A 19,179-nucleotide genomic window follows, 5' to 3' on the forward strand; every position below is an offset into this window, starting at 1 on the left:
AGCAATCATGACTTGGTGATATCGGCCTAAACCGAAACACAGCGTGTCCGGACGCTGTCCGATCAACCGCTCAAGTTAGAACTTGTAGCCAACGAAAAGCGATGCAGAAGGTTGAAGTTTCTCTTCCACGACCGGGCTATCCGCCGCGTCGCCCGTCAGAATGCCGAGCCCGGCCTCGCCCCGGACCAACCAGTTTTTAGTCAGCAGGTATGTCGCTGACGCCTTGACATTCACGCGTTTCAACCCTGCTTTGGCTTCATATTCTGAAAGTCCGGAGGCGGCCGATTGGGCCGCGTTGACGCCAAAATAGGCTTGCATATGGTTCTTGTTCGCAAAAATTGCCTCCGTACCCGTACCAAGGATAAGACGCTCAGTGACAGGAACCGAGTATTCAGCCCCGAATGTGGCGACCAAACTTTCGCTTCCACCCATCGTCTGGTCGAGTTCGGCGTAGAGTTCGATCCCGTTCCACACGTAAGCGGCCCTAGCGCCGATCGTGGCTGCGAGGTCAATGTCGCCCAAGCCGTTCAGGCGGTCAGCGTCATCTTCGTCGCGACCCATCTCATAGCCAACCTTTCCAGATAGCGAGAAGCCGTCGCGTTCGAACGCTCTCACTGAAATCCCGCTAGGGTCAATCTTGAGCCATTCGCCATAGGTAAAGAGCACAACCGGTACCGGGTTTATTTGAAGTTTCTCGCTCCCTTCATATTCAGGGCGATACATCCCGCCTCCGCCGATAACCAGGCTCCAGTCCGGCGATCCAGCTTCGTTGTGGAAACGGTTTTGGTCGAAGGAGGGCTCGGGATTTTGTTCATAAAGACCGGTGTCGGCTCCGAATGCCTCTGATAATGCCCCCGAGATTGCAAGCGAAATTCCTAGGGTGGCTGACATCGCAGCACGGTCAAATCGAATGGTGAGAGACATGGACGCTCCGGTGGCTGGAATTCACAAAATGTGTAATTCACACATATAACGCCGGAAGATCATGGCTAGATTAAGGTGTAAAATACAAGCTTTCAGAGTAGCCTGCAATTGCACCGCAGACCACACTTCAGATCCCGACGACGCGCTCAAAGCCGACGTCGATCACATGGCAGATTGAGAGAGACGGAGGCTCGCTATCCACCATAATAGCTTTACCAGAGAGCCCCTCAAAAGCTTGAGGGAACGCGTCGGTCATCGCAGCGAGCTTTGCCTGTCATAAGCGACGGTCGATGGGCTCTAGCAAAACGCAACTGAAAAAGATTTCTCTTATAATTCAGTCCATGACCGATAAAGAGGGGCTGTATGACAGGGACTGCCACTCGGCGCTCACATTTAGGACCGCACGAACGGCAGATGTCGTTTCCGGTGCGCATTTCTAGCGGACGCTTTGGCCGAGGGCTTCAAGGCACGTTGGATCATCCGATCTGTGGTCCCCGCTCCAGGTAGGTACCCAAGGCCACAAATGTTTTGACGCTCTTGAAGCCTTCCAGACGATGGAACATTCCAAGAAGTCTTTCGAGGGATGAAGGATCTTCAGTTCTCACCTTCAGAATCATGGCCGTGTCGCCGGCGACCGTGTGGACCTCTTCGATCTCGCTGAAGCTCGTCATCTCAAGAACCTTCCGCGTCGTCTCCCAGTTGCTGGTTTCCAAATGCACAAATGCCAGAAGATTTTTGCCGATCTTTGGCCCATCAAGGAGTGCCACGGTCGCGCGGATGAAGCCGCCGGCTCGGAGCCGCTTTACCCGTTCGTGGACGGCTGGAGGCGAAAGATGAATCGCATTGCCGAGTTCGCCGTAGCTCAACTCCGCATTTTTTGCCAACAGGCTTAAAAGTTTTCGGTCCATAGCGTCCAGCCCATCTTCGAGTTGCCTTTTCCGCCGAACGTTTTTCGTAACTTTATCCATCGCCTTGCTTCCCGGTTATCTCCGAATATCCTGCTGTTCAGATGTTACAGTAACGAATTTTATTCGGTAAAGGAGTCGTTAAGTGGAAATTGCAACACACCCTGATTTCGAGGGCCATGAGATGGTTCTATATTGCACGGACGAAACCACAGGCCTTCGCGCGTTCATTGCCATTCACGACACGACACTAGGCCTTGGCATGGGAGGATGTCGGATGAGAGCCTATGGCAGCGATGCGGAAGCTTTAAGCGACGTCCTACGACTGTCGCGGGGAATGACCTACAAGTATGCTGCGAGTGGACTGGAGCATGGTGGAGCCAAGGCCGTGATCATTGACGATCTAGATGCTAGCAAACGTAACGAGCGTCTCCTAGCCTTTGGACGTATCGTCCAAAAACTAGGCGGTCTTTACACGACTGCAGAAGACGCTGGGATTTCTACTGCTGACGTTCGTTTGATGAGTTCGACCACCGAGCATATTCGCAACCTTCCTTTGGAAGATGGAGGGGAAGGCGCTCTTTGTACGGCTTGGGGCGTGTTTCACGGTATTCAGGCGGCTCTTGAGTTTCGCGGTCTTCCTCACCTGTCCGGCCGCACAGTGGCCGTTGAGGGATTGGGTAAGGTAGGCATGGCGCTTTGCGAGTTGCTAAACAGCGCAGGTGCTGATTTGATCGTCTGTGATCTAGACGAGCAGAAAGTTAGAGTTGCCCAACAGAAATTCGGTGCAACCGCTGCGTCTTCTGGACAGATTCACTCGACAGAAGCCGACGTTTATTCGCCGTGCGCACTGGGAGGAACTCTTAGCGAAAACACCATTCCTGAAATCCAGGCCAAGATTATTGCCGGTGCTGCGAACAATCAATTGCATTCCCCGTTGCAGGATAAGTTGCTCTGGGAGCGCGGCGTCACCTATTGCCCTGATTACATCGTAAACGCCGGCGGTGTTCTCTCGGTAGCACCCAAGGGCGCTCAGTTTAATCTGGCTGAGGCACTAGCCCGGGTGAAAACAATCCACGACACTACGCGCAACGTATTGGCCTTCTCAGAAGTGGAGGGCATTCCCACTGGAGTTGCCGCTGAATGTTTCGCGCGTAGACGCCTCAAGGGGTAGCTATCAAAAGTGACGGAATGCAAGCAGGTGCCTGGCGGCTGTTGCGAGTGACACCAAGTAAAACTACGCGAAACAAAGTCTTATCTGACTTTACATGCCGATGGCGCGCCAGAAGGGCGTCGTCGCGTGTATCGACAAAGGCGGCAACCGCCGGCCCGCAGGTCACGTGAGCGATGTAGCCGATCTTTATCTATTATTGTCATTATGACACGGCCTGTCCTTGGTGATTGCTCCTCCTCATTCTGAGTTGACAATGTGAGATGAGAGCATTATTGGATACAATTATGATTTCGGATGCGCAACAGACACAGGCAGAATTGACTGCTGCCAAGATCAGGACGTTGATCCTGAACGGCTCGTTGCAGCCCGGCCAGCCGTTGCGGCAGGATGCATTGTCCGAACAACTAAGCGTCAGTCGAACACCGCTGCGTCACGCCCTCCAAGCGCTTGCTGAAGAGGGATTGGTCGAAACGATCGGCTACAAGGGCGCAAGGGTCATAGAACTTGACCGGGGGATGATCGACGATCTCTTCGAGATGCGGCTGCTTTTGGAGCCGGTGGCTCTCAGATCCGCATTTCCACAGATCACGAAGCTCGATCTCGCCAGGGCCGAGATGGCACTCGACGCCGCGGACGCAGAAGGCGAGCCGTCAAGGCTTTCGGCTCTGAATTGGGATTTCCACTATGCTCTCTACCGTCCGTCAAAACGGCAGATGCTGCTGCGGACCATCGAGCAGTTAAACAGGGCATCGGCTCTCGCTGAGGTGATCGCGAGTTCTATTGTCGCCCGTCCGAAAAAATCGGCTGCCGAGCACCGAAGGTTGCTTCGGGCCTGCCAGGATGGCGACGAGACCGGTGCAATTGCAGCTCTAGGCGAGCATTTGCAGCTTGCTTACCATGATATACAAACAGGAGAAGAGTGAAGATGCCCGTTAAAAACAGGATCGCAGAGTTCCACGACGAAATGATCCGGTGGCGGCAACATCTTCACGCCAATCCGGAGCTTTCCTACCAAGAATTTGAAACCGCCAGCTTCGTTGCAGACCAGTTGCGTTCCTACGGGATCGAAGTGACCACAGGCGTGGGCGGTACAGGCGTTGTCGGCGTGCTTCATGGCAACCATGAAAGTGGACGTTCCATTGGGCTCAGGGCTGATATGGATGCGCTTGCGATCGAAGAGCGCAATGACTTCGCGCATCGCTCCACGAACCGGGGTGTCATGCACGCCTGCGGTCATGATGGGCACACGGCGATGCTCCTCGGTGCCGCACGCTATTTGGCCGAAACTCGGGATTTTTCAGGTCGCGTCGTTTTCATCTTCCAGCCCGCCGAGGAGATGGGCGGGAATGACGGCGGTGCAGCGCGCATGATCCGTGAAGGGCTGTTCGAGAATTTTCGCTGCGACGAGATTTACGGGTTGCACAACTGGCCCGGAATGGAGGTAGGGACCTTCGCCGTTAAGGCGGGGCCGATGATGGCGTCTGGCGATGCCTTCGAGATCGAGGTAACGTCGAAGGGAATGCATGCGGCGCAACCGCACAAAGGAGTCGATGTGGTCCTGACGGCGGGTCACATCCTCGTTGCGCTTCAGCAGATTACGGCAAGAAACATCGATCCTCTTGACGCGGTCGTCGTTAGCGCCACGCAAATTCACGGTGGCGATGCCTATAATGTTTTGCCAAACATGATCAAGATCCGGGGCACCGTGAGAGCGTTCTCTCCCGCCGCGCGAGCCGCGGCAGAATCGGCCATTCGCCGTATAGTGAAAGGCATTGCCTTTTCGACTGGCGCCGAATGCGAGACCACATACACCCAGCAATATCCCACGCTCATCAATTCGACGGCTGCCGCCCTTTCCGCAGAAGCGGCCGCATCGTCGGTGTTCAACAAGGTCGAGACGAATCCGCCACAGACGATGATCGTCGAAGACTTCGCCTTCATGCTCGAAGACCGACCCGGCTGCTATGGGTGGATCGGCAACGGCCCAGATGGCAATGGTCGCATTCTTCACAGCGCTTGGTTCGATTTCAATGACGAAGCGCTTCCATTCGGGGCCTCTTATTTTGCCTCGCTCGTTGAGGCGAGGACGCAATAGTTTTTACGCTTCGCGATCCTAGCGGACCGACGCGTTTGTAGTTTAAATGGCAGCTCTAAGGCACGGGTCTGGAGCTTTGGCTACATGGTTTCTATTCGACCACAAGGTGGCCTCTTTCTCTCATTTCATCTCAGGGGAGACAGTATTCAGGGGCTGGCGGAAGTCTCGCGCTTGCGTGTGGCCCGGGCGGAGAGTTTATACACGAGCGCACAGTTGCGGGACTGTTGTAAACCGGATTTCGCCCGACATAGGGCCAATGTGCACGACGTATTTCCGTAAGAGCTACACACGTCGAACTCAGCCGCGAGTTCCATAACCTATATTATGCGATATGTTATAACATAACAATGAGCTGTACCGATGCTATCACCTATTGAAAAGGCGTGCCTGCTCTGGATCTCGCAAGGCAAAAGTGTGCGCGATATCGCGCGGCTTGCCGGTCGACGGGTGACGGAAATCGAATTACATATTTCGGACGCCTGTGCTTCACTCGGCGCAGTATCATTAACCGACGCCGTCGAGAGGGCAAAGTTGTCGCACGAAGTTCCGAAAAGTAGAGGTCAGGGCGGGACGAAGTCGCCCAAGGCGGTCGACGTCGAAGTCGGAGCCCGGATTCGTTCGCAGCGCCGAGCAAACGGGCTGAGCCAAACCACCGTCGCGCGTGCGCTTGGCATAACATTTCAGCAAGTCCAAAAATATGAAAACGGCACGAACCGGGTCGGAGCGAGTCGCCTTCAAAATCTTGCGAATGTACTTGGGGTTCCTGTGGGGTTCTTTTTTGATGGCAATTCAAGGCAAGCGATGGAGTCAGAAATGCGAACTGACCTGCTCGCGGCCAACGACCTCACCGCATTTCTTCAATCGGCGGAAGGCAGAGAGCTGAATACCGCATTTTCCAAGTTGAAGTCCCCAAATGTCCGCAAGCGTGTTGTCGTTTTGGTCAAAGCAATCGCCTCGTCTTTTCCGGAGGAAGCCTCTGAAACGAAATAGAGTCGCCCTTTCCCCGCAGGCGTAGGTGAGGCAGCCGACGACTGAATAACCTTGAGAACTGTGCCATGAACGATACCGGCCGTCTTTCAGCGTCGCTGACCCTGCTCCAGTCGATCGACAATTCCGATCAGTTGGAAAACGCATTGCTGCAGATCTGTAGGCTCTTCAGCCTCAAGCACATGACATTCCTGGTCGTTCGCGCAGGAGCCGCACCCACGCAATATCCCTACTATTGCACCACCTATCCGAAACCCTGGACAGAAGCCTATGTCGCAGGGAATTTCTTCGACACGGATCCGGTTATCGAAATTTTAGGATGGAGCAGGCTTCCCGTTGACTGGTCGTCACTGGACTCGGGACAAGCCCGCCAGTTTTTTGAAGACGCTCGTCTAAGCGACGTTGGCTCTCATGGGATGACTATACCACTACGGGGTCCACAGGGGGAACGCTGTCTGTTCTCGGTGTCATCGGATCATTCTCGTGCCGACTGGTCCTTACTAAAATCAAATAGCACTCGTGAGCTCTCCATCATTTCGCATCTGCTCCATGAAAAGGTGCTTTCGGAACTCGATCTCCCAACTCGTCGGTCTTGGCGGGCGCTATCGCCGCGAGAAAGACAATGTCTCGAGCATATCGCCAGGGGGCTCATCCCAAAACAGATCGCTGCAAAACTCTCGATCTCGGAAAGTTCGGTGCGGCTCTATCTCCGCTCTGCGCGGCGAAAGCTCGATGCAAAGACAAGTCATCAGGCCGTGGCGAGGGCGAGTTTTTGCGAGATAATTAAAATCTAGGAATTGATGGTGCGAATCCCTGCAACTTTCTCGTCAACCTGACGAATTCGATAGATTGCTACAGGTTCCGCGGGGTCCGATCATAGCGTGTGAGCAAGTAGGCCGTCGCGGTGCGGCACCACGTGTTCACACCAATCCAGAAGGATTCTTGCCAAGCGAACAAAAAGGAACGAGCCATGGTTTCCATGCATGTTATCGAGCATTGGAGAAATGCACCGCGGTTGACCTCACTTGCGGAATTTTTCGAGCGGACTGCGAGTGGACTGGGAGGGGCACCTGATCGTGCTGTTCCAACCGTCGACCTGGGCCTCCTGGATTTCGATCTCGAATGCGCTGTCTTTTCCGACACGCACCGTCGGTTATGGGGGCCGTTTGACAAACACTACTTCGCAAGCATCCCCTATCGGTTGGAAGAGGAATGTCGGATCGGATCGTCACTTCTAGCGTTCGGCCTACGAAACTGGGCCAGGACGCGAGCGCCAACCAAAATCTACACTCTTGGCACCGGCACGGGCTGCCTTGCCCGCACGCTCGCGACGCTCGGGGGTGGACGTATCGAAACATTGTGCTGTAGCCCGACCGAAGCCAATCGAACAGCATTCTATGCAAAACGTAGCAGCCCGAATGCGCATTTCTTTCACGGACCGTTCTTCGATCTTGATGATGAACGATACGCGGCCGATCCTCAACTGCAGCAGTTCCAGGACGGGTTTGACATCCTTATGGAGGATACGACCTTTCAGATGTACGATCGTGACCGTCTAAGCCAACTCGATTTTATAACGCCGCGCCTGCGGCCTGGTGGTCTCCTCGTTCAGGTACAGAAGCTCGCTAACCGCGATGTCGAGCTCTACCAAGAGCATGAACGGCAGAAGGACGACCTCTTCAAATCGAGGTATTTCTCGCCGACCAAAATCTCGGACAAAAGAGATGAAGTCCTCAATACGATGGACAATCTGCAGGTCGATCTGGAGACCACAACTGCGGCGCTCGGCACCTTCTTTCGCTACTCGGTTGCGATCTGGAATAGCGGAAATTTCTATACTATCGTTTCGTCCAATGCGCGCCAGGCGATCCTTGATTTTGTTTCTCTCTTGATCGAGCCTGCCATTCCCCCCGCCTATTGTCATCATTCACTGCCTGCCATTTTGATTGATACGGAGGCACAACCCCTTGCGACAGCACTAAAATGGCGATCGTCCCATCCGATGACGGATGCCCTGCCCCGACTTCTCGCCTCTTGAATCGGACGTGTGATGTCTCCGACACCTCCCCACTATTGCAGTCCCGACGACATTCGACGCGCGCTGAATAGACTGATGCCGTCGATCGAGCCGTACTGGAAAAAGCCGCTGAGGAACTACGCCGCTGCGGCTTACGATCTTCGGCGGCAGACGACTTCGAGTTTTGTTCGCGACCAAGCCATGCTGCTGGTTCGATCCATGGTGGAGCGGGTTGCGCAAAAGGCAGGTTTTGGCCTTGATGATGCCAGAAGTGCCAGCCTTGAGTTAACCGCTTCCCCTGTCCTGCAGACCGGCCCACACACCCTTTTACTCTTCGAGCCAGACGCTTTTTACACCCATCTTTTCAGCCTGATGGGATTGCAGTCGAGCGGACGGCGGTGGCATGTCACCTATGCCGGATCGACCATGTCTTTCAAGGAGTCCGCCAAAAAGGGGCCAGGATGGCTCAAGATGGAGGGGGAGGTGCTCAATCTCTTTGGATTGCCGCGCAGTCGAATGGATGGACGCAGCATATGTTGCTCCGATGGTCCATACCAGTTCGCGCTTTCCAATTCTGCGGGGGTTGAGGCTCCGACTGGAGCCGCCAAGCGCTTACTTGAAGAATTACCCCCTACCCTGTTTCCTTCTGCATCTGAAGCGATCAAGGTGGCCAATGCAAAGCTTTGGAGTTCGCATTTCGGTCGTTCAGTCAACCTGCTTCAACTCGACGATTTCGACGTCGCCGGTCTGATCGCTGATCACCTCGAAGATCCGACTTCCTGGCTGTATGAATTTTTCATCGCTGAAAGACACGCTGCGGTTTTGCCGGACGCGATTGATCGGCTCAACGCAGGACCTTGGCGAGGATGGGTGCGCAGCACAACGGATTACTTCTGGTATGTCGGGCCCGAAAGGGTGTTACCGTTGGTTCTTGATGATGGAAATCTTAGGGACGTGGCATCTACGGACGTCATGGTGAAATTCGCTCCTGATAAAATAGCAAGCGCAATCCGAGACCGTAAGCTCCTCCCTACCCTCTTCCTGGCGTTCCTTGTCCTATCGATCCTGCCCGGCATCAGAGCGCTTGGTGGGTGCAGGCAGCCGGTTTACTTGCCAGTACTGAGATACCTTGCCGCGTTATGTGTCGAACGATCTGGCGATGGTGATCTTCTCAACGATCTACGGCAGGATAATTACCCAGGGATGTGGGGACATCGGGTGTTGCGGCCCAGCGCCGGTGATCCGTTCCATGACATCAATGGCTCTGGAGGTATTTTAGCACTCGTAGAAGATTACGGTTCGCTGCCATTATTCGAAGCAAGCGGTGATCTGACGAGCTTTACGGGTGACACCCTCTGGTCAGAGATGAGCAAGCATCTTGCTTCCGGGGAGATCAAAGTCTCGGCGGCTGAGTGGAAGTGGTCCGGAGTGTAGTCGGAGGTGGCAATGCATCGCTCGGTTCCGGGTGCACAGGAGGCTTTAGAGCGCCACTATACTCGCCGCACCAGTCCGGCGGATCGTGCCAAAACACTTGACGAATGATTTCCTGCACGGTCCAGTGCTGGATCTCTGCGTCAAGTCGCACATCCCAAGACGGCGCGACTTGACGCCTCTTCTCCCCAGCCCGGCTTGCAAGCGCTGCCGCATCTCTGACATTCAGGAGCAAAACTGGGAAACAAGCCAAGCACCGCAGATGATGAAACTTGTTTGTAATGAAAAATTCAATTACTATAGTGATCTGGTCAACGAAAGGAACTCCTATGACGTCATTGGCGGTAACAATGAAAGGGCAGGTCACGCTAAAGCGAGATCTCCTGCAGCATCTCGGTATAAAGCCAGGTGAGCGGATCGACTTCGACAAGCTACCGGGTGGCGAGCTTCGGGTGAAGGCCGCAAAACCTGTCGGCACGATTGACAGCTTCATTGGCAGGCACGCATCCAAAGTCAAGAAGCCGATGAGGATTGAGGAAATGAACGAGATTGCCGCCTCTGGGTGGGCGGGCGAGGAATGAAAATTTCGGTCGATACGAACGTGCTGGCTCGCGCTGTCTTACAGGACGATGCAAAACAAGGACGCGCCGCAAGCAAACTCTTGAAAGAGGCTTCGCTGATCGCAGTTTCTTTGCCCTGCCTGTGCGAGTTGGTTTGGATATTGCGTCGGGGGGCGAAACTGTCGAAGGAAGACGTAGCGGTGACCATCCGCGATTTGCTGGATGCAGGAAATGTCGTGATGAACAGGCCCGCTGTTGAAGCGGGGCTTGCGATCCTCGAAGCGGGCGGCGATTTTGCGGACGGCATCATGGCCTATGAAGGCAATTGGCTCGGCGGCGAAACCTTCGTCTCGTTCGATAAACAGGCGGTCGAATTGGTGATGCAGCAAGGGCAGGCCGCACAACTGCTTTCCTGATTTGCATCGGTGAATTCGTGGAGCGAGCGCGCCACATTGGTTGAAAATGTTTTTGTCGATGAAGGTGGTCCGGAAATGGCGGAGCTCCACAATGCGAGGTCGATTTATAGGGCCGCGATGAAAATCTCTGCGCTGAAGATTAAAAAGGGCAAAATCCTTCTCTGGTTTCTGCCCGTCGTTCTGCCTATGCTCGTCGTCGGAGCGCCCTATCTACCGTTTTCGCAACTCGGGCCGATCGCGAAGCGACTACTGCTTCCTTGAAAAGCGTCAGCTAGGGATATCGATGAAGAACTTGCCGTGGAGCGCGCCTCGAATGCTACAACACATGCCGCAAGCTAGGCGGAAGCGCACAATCAAACGGTAAATCTAACTCGTTTGAGCCGAGTTTAAAATCTGGAACGCGCCTGGGTATGTGATTATATCAATCTTATGGGCACTTATTCTGACTTAAAAATTGGCAAATTCACAGTCGAGGAAAGCGGGAATTTCTCGACGACAAGACACCAGTCTATTTTTCTTCCAAGCCATAGCAAAACCATAATCCGTGAAGGAAGAGACGATCGAAAGCCAGTGGAGGTTTTCCAGGCTCCGCTACGCGATCTGGTCACCCGACTTGAGTTAATGGGTTCAACATTGCCCGCGATCGAACGTCGCTTCTCCGATCCCTACGTTACTTATGACCAGCCGCACGATGTTAGCTTCTCGGACGCGCTCGAACTGGTTCGTAACGCTGACTTGGAAACAATACCTGAGTTCGACATGAATAGCGACAGCCCCGGCATCTTGCCTCCGGAATATCACGATCGCCTCAGAGGCCCGAATTATTTAGGCGGCTTCAGTCTTGGACCAGGCTGGGACTTGACTAGCCTTCTTGAACGCCTCAACGCAGAGGATATGCTCCGTGTGCTAGCCGAACGTCCCGAAAACCTGGATTTGATGGTCGTTTGGGATTTTATGGATGTCGTCGAAAACGGATATTTCGAGCGTGAAGACTTCACGGTAGGCTCGGCAGGGCAGAGCTTCCTGCTGGTTACCGAGGGGACCAGTGACACAGACATCATTCGTCATGCATTTGATATCCTTCGCCCCGAGATCAAGGATTTTTTTCGGTATGTCGACATGGAGCGTAACTACCCATTCGGCGGTCATGGCAATCTTCTGAATTTCATGAAGGGCTTGAGTAGTATTCAGAAAACGGGTGGAGTCGTGGCAATATTTGATAATGATGCCGCAGGCGTTGGCTCCTTGAACGCGCTGGCGAGGGTGCCTGATGTGAACGCAGTCAAGCTGCCCGATCTCGAAAAATTCAAATCTTTTCCAACTATCGGGCCCAACGGAGAGCATCCTGCTGACATCAACGGCAGAGCCGCTGCGATCGAGTGCTATCTGAGGCTCCCAGAAAACTGTCGCGTGCGATGGACAAATTTTGACGAGAAAGCCGGGGAATACCAGGGTGCCATCGATCAGCGCGGCTCCGAGAAAAATAGGCAGCGGGATGAGTTTCTCAGAACGTTGGCCACTGACGACTACCCATTCGAAAATATTCGGAAGGTTTTAGAAATGATTGTGGATGCCTGCACTGAACGAGGCAAGCCATGAGAGCAATGGTTAACTTCCAGGATTTGAGGTTTAGCTGCAAGTGACGAGAGTGGGTCATGACCAATTTCAAAGGTTCGCGATCGGCACGCTCGTGCCATAAGTATCGCATTGCCGTCTTCGGGGGTCCATTGCGCGACCACAAGTTTATACGCTGCTGGAGAAGGTCGCCGCTCCACCTCTTTCTATAGACACCTGATTCCGCTCACCGCGGCCTGAGCAGCTTGCATAATCTTAATCTTCAGGTAGCCGCAGGTTCGTCAATCACCGTGTCATCTTCGGCGGGATCGGGGTCATGTTCGTAGGCCTTGCTGAGATGTTCGATCTCCTTTCGGAGCGCCTCGATGACATCCTTATGTTCCGCACCGTCGACGACGAATTTATCGACCAGATCATCTAGTTTGAGTCGCAGATCTGCGTGCCATTCTTTGCTCATCACTTCCTCCGCTTTTTTACTGAGTTGTCGGCGAGTTCTATCCAAACCGGGGCATGGTCGCTCGTACGCTCCCATCCGCGGACGTGCTTGTCGGCTTCCGCCGTCGCAAGCCGTTTGGCAAGGTCTGGGCTAAGTAAGAAATGATCCAGCCGAAGTCCTGCATCTCGCCCATAGGCATTCCTGAAATAATCCCAGAACGTGTAAATGCGTTCATCCGGATGAAGTTGCCGAAGAGCATCCGTCCAGCCCTGCCCCACCAGCTCGCGGAAGGCTTCACGCACTTCGATGCGGAAGAGTGCATCGTCCTTCCACCTCTCCGGCTTGTAGACATCAAGCTCAGTTGGCATGACGTTGTAGTCCCCCGCCAAAACGACAGGTACCTCAAGGTCCAGCAGTTCGGCTGCATAATCGTGTAAGCGCTTGATCCATCGCAGTTTGTAGTCGAATTTCGGGCCGGGATAGGGATTTCCGTTCGGCAGATACAGGCCGCCTATCACGATGCCGTCGACGACTGCCTCAATATAGCGGCTCTGCTCGTCTTCCGGATCACCCGGAAGACCTTTCCTCGTAAGCATCGGATTCCGACCGCGGGCAAGTATCGCGGCACCATTCCAAGACTTCTGGCCGTGCCACACAGCGCCGTATCCGGCGTTCTCGATCTCCTTCACCGGAAATCTGGCATCAGGCGCTTTAAGTTCCTGAAGCACGACAATGTCCGGGGTTGCCTCGCTCAGCAGCGGAGCAACACATCGAGCCGACCGTTCACGCCGTTCACGTTATATGTGGCGACTTTCACTTGCGCTTGTGGTCGCCTTTGTCACCCTCGCCCGGCTTCGCATCGTGCTTCGCCTCGTGACGCTTGTCGGCGGACAGCGATCTACCGACATCGACAGATTCCTTGAACTGCCCTTTTTCGTCACGGCGGACGTATCGCTTGTCAGTTCCGGTATCGATCAGCTCTCGCTTGCTCATGGGAATCTCCTGCGGTTGCGATACGACGATAACTCGCGACCTGGCGAAAAGATGCATCGATTCCAGCGGCTTGGTTGGACTCCTCCGGTTGTGGTGGAAAACTGAATCAAGTCATTGAAAAAGAGTCGCTTTTTGCTCCGGAACCAATCCGCAAGTGATTCGGTTGAATCGCCTAAGTTGCGTTAGTTGCGTGGGAGAGTTCGATGGCAGGCCAGCGTGCACAGTGGAAGGGCTTTATTAAATTCGGGGAAGTGGCAGCAGGAGTGGCACTCTATACAGCCGCATCGACATCCGATCGCATTACCTTCAACACGATCAACAAGGCGACGGGAAACCGGGTCAATCGCGTCTTCGTAGACAGCGAGACTGAGGAGCTTGTCGAGAAGGAACACCAGACCAAAGGCTTCGAGATCGACAACGGCCATTACATCATCATCGACCCCGACGAAGTGGCCGCGGCAATCCCTGAGAGCAACAAGACGCTCGAGATTGAAGCGTTCATCCCGTGCTCGGACGTAGACGATGTTTACTTCGACAAGCCTTACTACCTCACCCCCGACAAGATGGGTTCCGACGCGTTCGTCGCTTTGCGGGACGGCATGCGCAAATCGAAGGTTGCGGCCATTGCCAGAGCCGTTCTGTTCCGTCGGATGCGAACTGTGCTGATCCGCCCTCACGGTAAGGGCCTGATAGCTACGACCCTGAACTACGATTATGAGGTTCGCTCCTCGAAGAAGGCCTTCGAGGAAATGCCAAAGATCAAGGTCGATGCCGAAATGCTGGAGTTGGCGAAGCATATCATCAGCACCAAGAAGGGCGACTTCGACCCAGCCACTTTCGACGACCGATACGAGGCCGCGCTCGAGGAGATGGTGAAGGCCAAGATCGAAGGCAAGGCGATGCCGAAACGCAAGAAGGTCGAGGCTTCCAAGCCGAACGATCTGCTTGCTGCGCTGCGCGAGAGCGCTGGCATGATGAAAGCCACTGACAAGCCGAAACGCACGGCGGCCAACGCGAATGCCGGAGCAAGCAGGCAGCGCGCAACGCGTGGTGCGGCGAAGTCCACCTCTTCCAAGACCGCGCAACAGCGCAAGGCCAGCTAAGGAAACCGATCATGGCACTTCGACCATACTGGAAAGGTTATCTGAAACTATCGCTGGTCACCTGTCCGGTGCACATGATGCCCGCGACGTCAGAATCGGAGAAGGTCCGTTTCCACACGCTTAACAAGGAGACGGGCAATCGCGTCGTGTCGCAGTACATGGACTCTGTGACAGGCAAGCCTGTCAAGGACGAGAACGAGGCGAAGGGGTATGCGCGTGGTGAGAACGACTACGTCATACTCACGGACGATGACCTCGACAACGTTGCGCTTGACACGGTCAAGACAATCGACATCCAAACATTCGCTCCGGCTGAATCCATAGAATGGGTGTACCTGGAGAAGCCCCATTACCTTATGCCGGACGACGCGGTCGGTCACGAGGCGTTCGCCGTCATCCGGGACGCGATGAAAGCCGACAAGGTCGTAGGCATCTCGAAGCTCGTCATAGGGCGTCGTGAGAAAGCGGTCGTCCTTGAGCCGCGCGACGATGGTATCGTTCTGTGGTCGCTTCGCTTCGGCGACGAGGTTCGGCCAGAAGAAGCATATTTTGAAGACATCGACGACGACGGTGACCCCGATCTGATCCCGCTTGTCCAGAAGCTCATCAAGCAGAAGACGGCCAGGTGGTCGCCGGACATGGTAAGCGACCCCATCCAGGAAAGCTTGCTCAAGCTGATCGCCGAAAAGAAGAAGGCACTCAAGCCCAAGAAGGCCACGAAGGGCAAGAAATCGGAAGCCGCTGAGCCGAAGTCCAACGTGATCAACATCATGGACGCCCTGCGCAAGTCGGTCGCAGACGAGCTCAAGAGCCGGAAATCAGGCTGACGTGACCGCCGTATTCGCGTTCATCCGACACTAGAGGTGTCAGCGACTGCCGTTATCGAGCCAAGGCATTCTGAAGAAACCGCGCCGCAGTGTCCGCACCGCTCATTGAGATCGTGTGACCCACTCCAGGCTCGATCTCCAACTCGACTGAGAACCCAGCGGCTCGCAACTGTCCGGCCGCCGTCGTGGAAGCGACAGACGGTATAGTGCGGTCATTAGCTCCGTGTATGAGGAGCACAGGGGTCCGGTTGCTTTCTGGCAAGATGGATATGGGAGGCAAAAGGCCCGAGAACGCCACTACAGCTCCTATGCTCCAACGGCCAGACGAGACGCCATCCAGAGCCATGATTGCGCCCTGTGACACTCCCACGAATGCAACGTCATGAACACGGTCTCCGAAGCCTTTCTGTGTGATCACGTCGCGGATCTTACGGTCGAAACCCTCTCGTGCCGCGCGTATTCGACCAGGATCTAGCTGCATGCCATCAACTTTGAACCACTGATGGCCGCCGTACCCATTACGATATGGCGCATCCGGAGTCGCGAATACTGCTGTGGGCAGCCGACCGTTCCACGACGATGCCAGAGGTTTGAGCTGCTGGCCGGACGCGCCGATGCCGTGGAGGAAGATGATGAGGTGCGATGCTGACATTTGATCTCGGTGTTGGGAAACAAACGGAGGGCGCTCAACCCATCATGGGGAGCGCCCTCGTCACCCGCGACAGCAAACGCACAACCGTCATGGTTGCTGCAGGCCGTCGATATATGGGTGGTGATCCTTAGATGAGCACCGCCCACGCGTTTTTCAAGGTCACATCGACTCTGCGGTGGTTTCCATCCACGCGCGATGTTTCAGCTCATCCTGATGAGCGGTGAGGAAGAATGCCTTCGTGCTCGGAATGGCATCCTCGTGTTTTGCTGCGCGCTCGTAAGCGGTTACCGTGTCATCCTCGTTCGTCTTCATGGCTTTGAGAATAGCGGAATCGCCGAATAGATCGGCAAGCGCGATCTTCCCCGTCGTCAGCATCTGCTTCATGTCGCCTTCCGCAGGAGGTTCGATACCGATCTCCAATGCGATCTCGTTTAGCACGGCCACGTGCTGAAGATGGTCCTGCTTGAATTCATCAATCTTCGCAGCCAGCGCCTTGTCGTCAAGGCGTTCCATGCATGAGTCATATGCTGCGATAGCGTCGTATTCGAGATAGAGCAGATCCTTGACCAGCTTTTCGATGCTTCCTTCGTTTCCAACCATGGTGACCATAAATTCTTCTCCTCGTTAATCTGGAAGCCTAGTAACCAACCGCTTCCGGTAATGTTCCCTTCCGGGACCGCCCGGTGAGCGGAGCGGCTCGTGAGGCGGCCGCGTCGGAGCGATCTCGTCCGGATCAGATGAATTCCCGCATCACCATAGTCTGCGGCGCGCTGTATTTCGCGTGGCGACATGCGGGTGAGCTACTCCGATCTTAGAAATTCCGTTTTTGGCTCTTAGAGGCCAAGCTATGCTGTTCAGTGCTAGCGTGAAAGGCAAAGCCCATGGCATACTCGTTGGAGACGTAATAGCGGCTCCGTTGGTAAGATAGTCGAACGCTTTCGCTCAATTACCGAGGGTTCAAACTCGTAGAGCTATCGGTTTCCATGCGGAGCTGAGCCGGCTTTTCCACCGAGTAGTGAGCCACCTCTAACTGGTTTTATGATTGGGTTTTGGTCAAGGGATTGGCTTTTTCTCCTCTCTTGTTTGCTGCGGCCGAACGCCCCGGTGCAGTTCGAGCTTTCCTTCGGGGATGGCAAGATCGTCGTCACCAAGCTTAACGTCTCTTACATTCCTGGAGCACTCGCAATTGGGTGCTCGTCTCGACACCATCTAAAACTTCGCCATTGTGTATACGCCTATGATTCCCACCAACGATGGAACTCTTTGATGTGTGATGAACCCCTTCCGCTTATCGAGGCTATGGAAACCGCCATCCGAGAAGAGGCAGCCACAGGTGCGCCTGTAAACTTTTATCGTCTCGAAGCCAGCATGCACAACACGCGGAGGGAACTCGGACTCTCCGGGCAAGATAACATGTCGGCCTGGGTCGACGCCGTAGCATTCGGGTTGGACACGGATCATTTTGCAGAGCCATGGCAACGATACTTCGGCCCAAAAGGCGCGCGTTCCTACGAAGATGGGACTGTCGAGTACATTCCCGATGTTCACCAGCTGGATGAGCGAGCCCTCGACCTCTGGTCTCAACGCTTAGACGTGGTAGATCACCCTGCTTTTCGTGCTCGATACAGTGATCTGCTTTGGGAGATTGCACCGCAATTGGGGAGACGCCGTGACCCTGTCCATGCACGTACGGCGTTAGCAGCATACGAATTGATGATTGCCGAAAGCGCTTACGAAGAATTCTTCGACAAAACCGATGCGGCGCTGCGTATGTTGACACTCGCTCTGTCAATAAGGGACGAGGATGCAAAGGTGCGATCAAGGGAGTTGCTGATGGAGGAATTCCGGGAGCTCATGGGAAGTTCCCACCGTTTCAACTTCGATATTGTGGAACGACTTCTTTGGGAACGCAACGTCGGCACCCCTGAGATAACGCAGGAAGTAGTCGGCGCGTTGGACGCCGCTCTCGAGCAGAGTGCCGGGGAGGGCGACAGATTCAACGCTCATTCGGCCCGTGACATCGGTACCCGCCTTAAAAGGCACTATAATGGCTTGCGCTCCCGAGCCGACGTGGTTCGCGTGCATACGGCGGTTGCCCGCGCATTTGAGACGCTTGCCGCTCGGAGCGAACCAATGGCGGCGGCTGCGCATCTTGATGTGGCAGCGACCGAGTACCGAAACGCAGGCGACGAAGTAGCGTTCAACCGTGTCCGAACAGCTCGAGCGGAGGCAGTGGCCAGGAGCAATGTCGAAATGGTGGCTCACTCGTTCCGTTTCGAAGTTGGCTTCGACGATATGGAGCGTTTTCTCGACAGCATTGTCACTCCGGAAAACCTTGGATTGTCGCTTGCTAACATCGCAAACGAGTTCGTCCCAAGGATCAGCGTTCTCAGAGAAAGGGTCTTGGAGAACGCCAGGGTCGCACCAATACAGGCCACCATTTCGATCAACATCCACGAGGACGAACACATCGCGGCTGTCGTCGGAAGTGTGGACGAGGACATGGAAGGGCGGATTATGCACCAAGCGGGGCAGGAAGCCATGTTTGTGGGTATCTTTTTGGATCAGGCCTTAGAGCGCTGCATGTCTGTCCATGGCCTCGACTCCTACGAGATTGCGGGATGGGCAAACCGTCTTGGCGCATTCGATGATCTAACTATGGTGATCGAGGGTGTCGAGGCATGGCGCACCGGCGATTGGATCAAGACGCTTCACGTACTTGTTCCACAGATCGAGCTGGGACTGAGGCGGACGCTCAGAGGGCTCGGCGAACCCATCGTGCGCAATCACCCCACGATGCCTGGAAGGCAGACACTTCTTAATATGGGCGAGGTCCTATCGAACCCCGTACTCCAGACGGCATTGGGTGATGATACGGTTCACTACTTCAGAGCTCTGTATGTCGATCCGCGCGCTAGAAATCTCAGGAATGTAGTCGCTCACGGATTAACGGGCATGTCGGACGCGACTTCAACGACCTGTGATCGAATTATCCACTCGCTATTAGTGCTCGGGTTTTGGCGGGATATCGCGAGAGCGGCATCGTCGGCTGCGTCGCGTTTGAGTTGAAGACCGAGAAAAACT

General features: G+C 54.8%; 20 protein-coding genes and 1 pseudogene. 14 read left to right on the forward strand and 7 right to left on the reverse strand.

The features are described from left to right. Window positions 1-75: 75 nt before the first annotated feature. Both ATO67_RS14200 and ATO67_RS14205 read right to left on the reverse strand, forming a co-directional pair. On the reverse strand, window positions 76-924 hold the full coding sequence (locus ATO67_RS14200) for a MipA/OmpV family protein (protein WP_067650248.1): 849 nt from the start codon (window positions 922-924) through the stop codon (window positions 76-78). 476 nt (window positions 925-1,400) lie between these two features. Further along, window positions 1,401-1,832, reverse strand: coding sequence for an Lrp/AsnC family transcriptional regulator (locus tag ATO67_RS14205; protein WP_245303984.1), 432 nt, complete (start codon window positions 1,830-1,832; stop codon window positions 1,401-1,403). 142 nt (window positions 1,833-1,974) lie between these two features. Between ATO67_RS14205 and ATO67_RS14210 the strand changes: the two genes are divergently transcribed. The 11 genes from ATO67_RS14210 to ATO67_RS14260 all read left to right on the forward strand — a co-directional run bounded on the left by ATO67_RS14210 (window position 1,975) and on the right by ATO67_RS14260 (window position 12,108). Continuing rightward, window positions 1,975-3,003, forward strand: a complete 1,029-nt coding sequence (locus ATO67_RS14210) for a Leu/Phe/Val dehydrogenase (RefSeq protein WP_158667362.1) — start codon at window positions 1,975-1,977, stop codon at window positions 3,001-3,003. 284 nt (window positions 3,004-3,287) lie between these two features. Then, the gene (locus tag ATO67_RS14215; protein ID WP_067650257.1) at window positions 3,288-3,926 is read left to right on the forward strand and encodes a GntR family transcriptional regulator; all 639 of its coding nucleotides are present in this window, start codon (window positions 3,288-3,290) and stop codon (window positions 3,924-3,926) included. A 2-nt stretch (window positions 3,927-3,928) separates the two neighbouring features. Beyond that, the gene (locus ATO67_RS14220; RefSeq protein ID WP_067650260.1) at window positions 3,929-5,098 is read left to right on the forward strand and encodes an amidohydrolase; all 1,170 of its coding nucleotides are present in this window, start codon (window positions 3,929-3,931) and stop codon (window positions 5,096-5,098) included. A 531-nt stretch (window positions 5,099-5,629) separates the two neighbouring features. After that, window positions 5,630-6,088 carry a helix-turn-helix domain-containing protein gene (locus ATO67_RS14225; protein ID WP_067650710.1) on the forward strand — a complete coding sequence of 153 codons (459 nt, stop codon included), beginning with the start codon at window positions 5,630-5,632 and terminating at the stop codon, window positions 6,086-6,088. Window positions 6,089-6,153: 65 nt separating this feature from the next. Next, entirely contained in the window at window positions 6,154-6,879 is a 726-nt protein-coding gene (locus ATO67_RS14230; RefSeq protein ID WP_067650263.1) for a helix-turn-helix transcriptional regulator, read from the forward strand. 176 nt (window positions 6,880-7,055) lie between these two features. After that, window positions 7,056-8,123, forward strand: a complete 1,068-nt coding sequence (locus ATO67_RS14235) for a class I SAM-dependent methyltransferase (protein WP_067650265.1) — start codon at window positions 7,056-7,058, stop codon at window positions 8,121-8,123. A 75-nt stretch (window positions 8,124-8,198) separates the two neighbouring features. Further along, window positions 8,199-9,536 carry a hypothetical protein gene (locus ATO67_RS14240; RefSeq protein ID WP_245303985.1) on the forward strand — a complete coding sequence of 446 codons (1,338 nt, stop codon included), beginning with the start codon at window positions 8,199-8,201 and terminating at the stop codon, window positions 9,534-9,536. 326 nt (window positions 9,537-9,862) lie between these two features. Then, a complete protein-coding gene (locus ATO67_RS14245) occupies window positions 9,863-10,114 on the forward strand; it encodes an AbrB/MazE/SpoVT family DNA-binding domain-containing protein (protein WP_067650267.1) in 252 nt (83 codons plus the stop codon). Beyond that, the gene (locus tag ATO67_RS14250; protein ID WP_067650269.1) at window positions 10,111-10,509 is read left to right on the forward strand and encodes a type II toxin-antitoxin system VapC family toxin; all 399 of its coding nucleotides are present in this window, start codon (window positions 10,111-10,113) and stop codon (window positions 10,507-10,509) included. The genes ATO67_RS14245 and ATO67_RS14250 overlap by 4 nt, the downstream gene beginning before the upstream one ends. A 36-nt stretch (window positions 10,510-10,545) precedes the next feature. Next, window positions 10,546-10,770 carry a hypothetical protein gene (locus ATO67_RS23370; RefSeq protein WP_067650272.1) on the forward strand — a complete coding sequence of 75 codons (225 nt, stop codon included), beginning with the start codon at window positions 10,546-10,548 and terminating at the stop codon, window positions 10,768-10,770. A 168-nt stretch (window positions 10,771-10,938) separates the two neighbouring features. Beyond that, window positions 10,939-12,108 carry a HEPN/Toprim-associated domain-containing protein gene (locus ATO67_RS14260; RefSeq protein WP_067650275.1) on the forward strand — a complete coding sequence of 390 codons (1,170 nt, stop codon included), beginning with the start codon at window positions 10,939-10,941 and terminating at the stop codon, window positions 12,106-12,108. 238 nt (window positions 12,109-12,346) lie between these two features. Here the strand turns inward: ATO67_RS14260 and ATO67_RS14265 are convergent, their stop codons facing one another. The 3 genes and pseudogenes from ATO67_RS14265 to ATO67_RS14275 all read right to left on the reverse strand — a co-directional run bounded on the left by ATO67_RS14265 (window position 12,347) and on the right by ATO67_RS14275 (window position 13,513). Beyond that, window positions 12,347-12,541 (reverse strand): hypothetical protein, encoded by a 195-nt coding sequence (locus ATO67_RS14265; protein WP_067650278.1) that lies wholly within the window; start codon window positions 12,539-12,541, stop codon window positions 12,347-12,349. Then, a pseudogene (gene xth, locus ATO67_RS14270) lies at window positions 12,541-13,337 on the reverse strand (exodeoxyribonuclease III). The gene ATO67_RS14265 and the pseudogene xth overlap by 1 nt, the downstream one beginning before the upstream one ends. Beyond that, on the reverse strand, window positions 13,334-13,513 hold the full coding sequence (locus ATO67_RS14275) for a hypothetical protein (protein WP_067650719.1): 180 nt from the start codon (window positions 13,511-13,513) through the stop codon (window positions 13,334-13,336). Before ATO67_RS14275 ends, xth begins: the two are co-directional and overlap by 4 nt. Before the next feature lie 203 nt (window positions 13,514-13,716). On the opposite strand from ATO67_RS14275, the gene ku (ATO67_RS14280) reads away from it, so the two are divergent. Beyond that, entirely contained in the window at window positions 13,717-14,616 is a 900-nt protein-coding gene (ku, locus tag ATO67_RS14280) for a non-homologous end joining protein Ku (RefSeq protein WP_067650281.1), read from the forward strand. Between the two features lie 11 nt (window positions 14,617-14,627). Next, window positions 14,628-15,443 carry a non-homologous end joining protein Ku gene (gene ku, locus ATO67_RS14285; RefSeq protein WP_067650284.1) on the forward strand — a complete coding sequence of 272 codons (816 nt, stop codon included), beginning with the start codon at window positions 14,628-14,630 and terminating at the stop codon, window positions 15,441-15,443. Between the two features lie 52 nt (window positions 15,444-15,495). Here ku (ATO67_RS14285) and ATO67_RS14290 read toward each other — a convergent pair whose 3' ends face one another. Both ATO67_RS14290 and ATO67_RS14295 read right to left on the reverse strand, forming a co-directional pair. Further along, window positions 15,496-16,095, reverse strand: a complete 600-nt coding sequence (locus ATO67_RS14290) for an alpha/beta hydrolase (protein WP_067650287.1) — start codon at window positions 16,093-16,095, stop codon at window positions 15,496-15,498. A 159-nt stretch (window positions 16,096-16,254) separates the two neighbouring features. Then, window positions 16,255-16,704, reverse strand: coding sequence for a DUF892 family protein (locus ATO67_RS14295; protein WP_067650291.1), 450 nt, complete (start codon window positions 16,702-16,704; stop codon window positions 16,255-16,257). 690 nt (window positions 16,705-17,394) lie between these two features. On the opposite strand from ATO67_RS14295, the gene ATO67_RS14300 reads away from it, so the two are divergent. Further along, complete coding sequence (locus tag ATO67_RS14300) at window positions 17,395-19,164, forward strand: DUF4209 domain-containing protein (RefSeq protein ID WP_210176134.1); 1,770 nt, start codon at window positions 17,395-17,397, stop codon at window positions 19,162-19,164. Window positions 19,165-19,179 lie beyond the last annotated feature (15 nt).

This window comes from Agrobacterium bohemicum, assembly GCF_001562555.1.
GTDB classification, from domain to species: Bacteria; Pseudomonadota; Alphaproteobacteria; order Rhizobiales; family Rhizobiaceae; genus Agrobacterium; species Agrobacterium bohemicum.

What these genes read in the sequence shown, in the direction of transcription:
- ATO67_RS14200 (WP_067650248.1), bottom strand. Translation starts at nt 924, where the DNA reads ATGTCTCTCACCATTCGATTTGACCGTGCTGCGATGTCAGCCACCCTA.
- ATO67_RS14295 (WP_067650291.1), bottom strand. Translation starts at nt 16,704, where the DNA reads ATGGTCACCATGGTTGGAAACGAAGGAAGCATCGAAAAGCTGGTCAAG.
- ATO67_RS14235 (WP_067650265.1), top strand. Translation starts at nt 7,056, where the DNA reads ATGGTTTCCATGCATGTTATCGAGCATTGGAGAAATGCACCGCGGTTG.
- ku (WP_067650281.1), top strand. Translation starts at nt 13,717, where the DNA reads ATGGCAGGCCAGCGTGCACAGTGGAAGGGCTTTATTAAATTCGGGGAA.
- ATO67_RS14220 (WP_067650260.1), top strand. Translation starts at nt 3,929, where the DNA reads ATGCCCGTTAAAAACAGGATCGCAGAGTTCCACGACGAAATGATCCGG.
- ku (WP_067650284.1), top strand. Translation starts at nt 14,628, where the DNA reads ATGGCACTTCGACCATACTGGAAAGGTTATCTGAAACTATCGCTGGTC.
- ATO67_RS14260 (WP_067650275.1), top strand. Translation starts at nt 10,939, where the DNA reads ATGGGCACTTATTCTGACTTAAAAATTGGCAAATTCACAGTCGAGGAA.
- ATO67_RS14205 (WP_245303984.1), bottom strand. Translation starts at nt 1,832, where the DNA reads ATGGACCGAAAACTTTTAAGCCTGTTGGCAAAAAATGCGGAGTTGAGC.
- ATO67_RS14265 (WP_067650278.1), bottom strand. Translation starts at nt 12,541, where the DNA reads ATGAGCAAAGAATGGCACGCAGATCTGCGACTCAAACTAGATGATCTG.
- ATO67_RS14290 (WP_067650287.1), bottom strand. Translation starts at nt 16,095, where the DNA reads ATGTCAGCATCGCACCTCATCATCTTCCTCCACGGCATCGGCGCGTCC.
- ATO67_RS14250 (WP_067650269.1), top strand. Translation starts at nt 10,111, where the DNA reads ATGAAAATTTCGGTCGATACGAACGTGCTGGCTCGCGCTGTCTTACAG.
- ATO67_RS14245 (WP_067650267.1), top strand. Translation starts at nt 9,863, where the DNA reads ATGACGTCATTGGCGGTAACAATGAAAGGGCAGGTCACGCTAAAGCGA.
- ATO67_RS14275 (WP_067650719.1), bottom strand. Translation starts at nt 13,513, where the DNA reads ATGAGCAAGCGAGAGCTGATCGATACCGGAACTGACAAGCGATACGTC.
- ATO67_RS14230 (WP_067650263.1), top strand. Translation starts at nt 6,154, where the DNA reads ATGAACGATACCGGCCGTCTTTCAGCGTCGCTGACCCTGCTCCAGTCG.
- ATO67_RS14240 (WP_245303985.1), top strand. Translation starts at nt 8,199, where the DNA reads ATGCCGTCGATCGAGCCGTACTGGAAAAAGCCGCTGAGGAACTACGCC.
- ATO67_RS14300 (WP_210176134.1), top strand. Translation starts at nt 17,395, where the DNA reads ATGGAAACCGCCATCCGAGAAGAGGCAGCCACAGGTGCGCCTGTAAAC.
- ATO67_RS14215 (WP_067650257.1), top strand. Translation starts at nt 3,288, where the DNA reads ATGATTTCGGATGCGCAACAGACACAGGCAGAATTGACTGCTGCCAAG.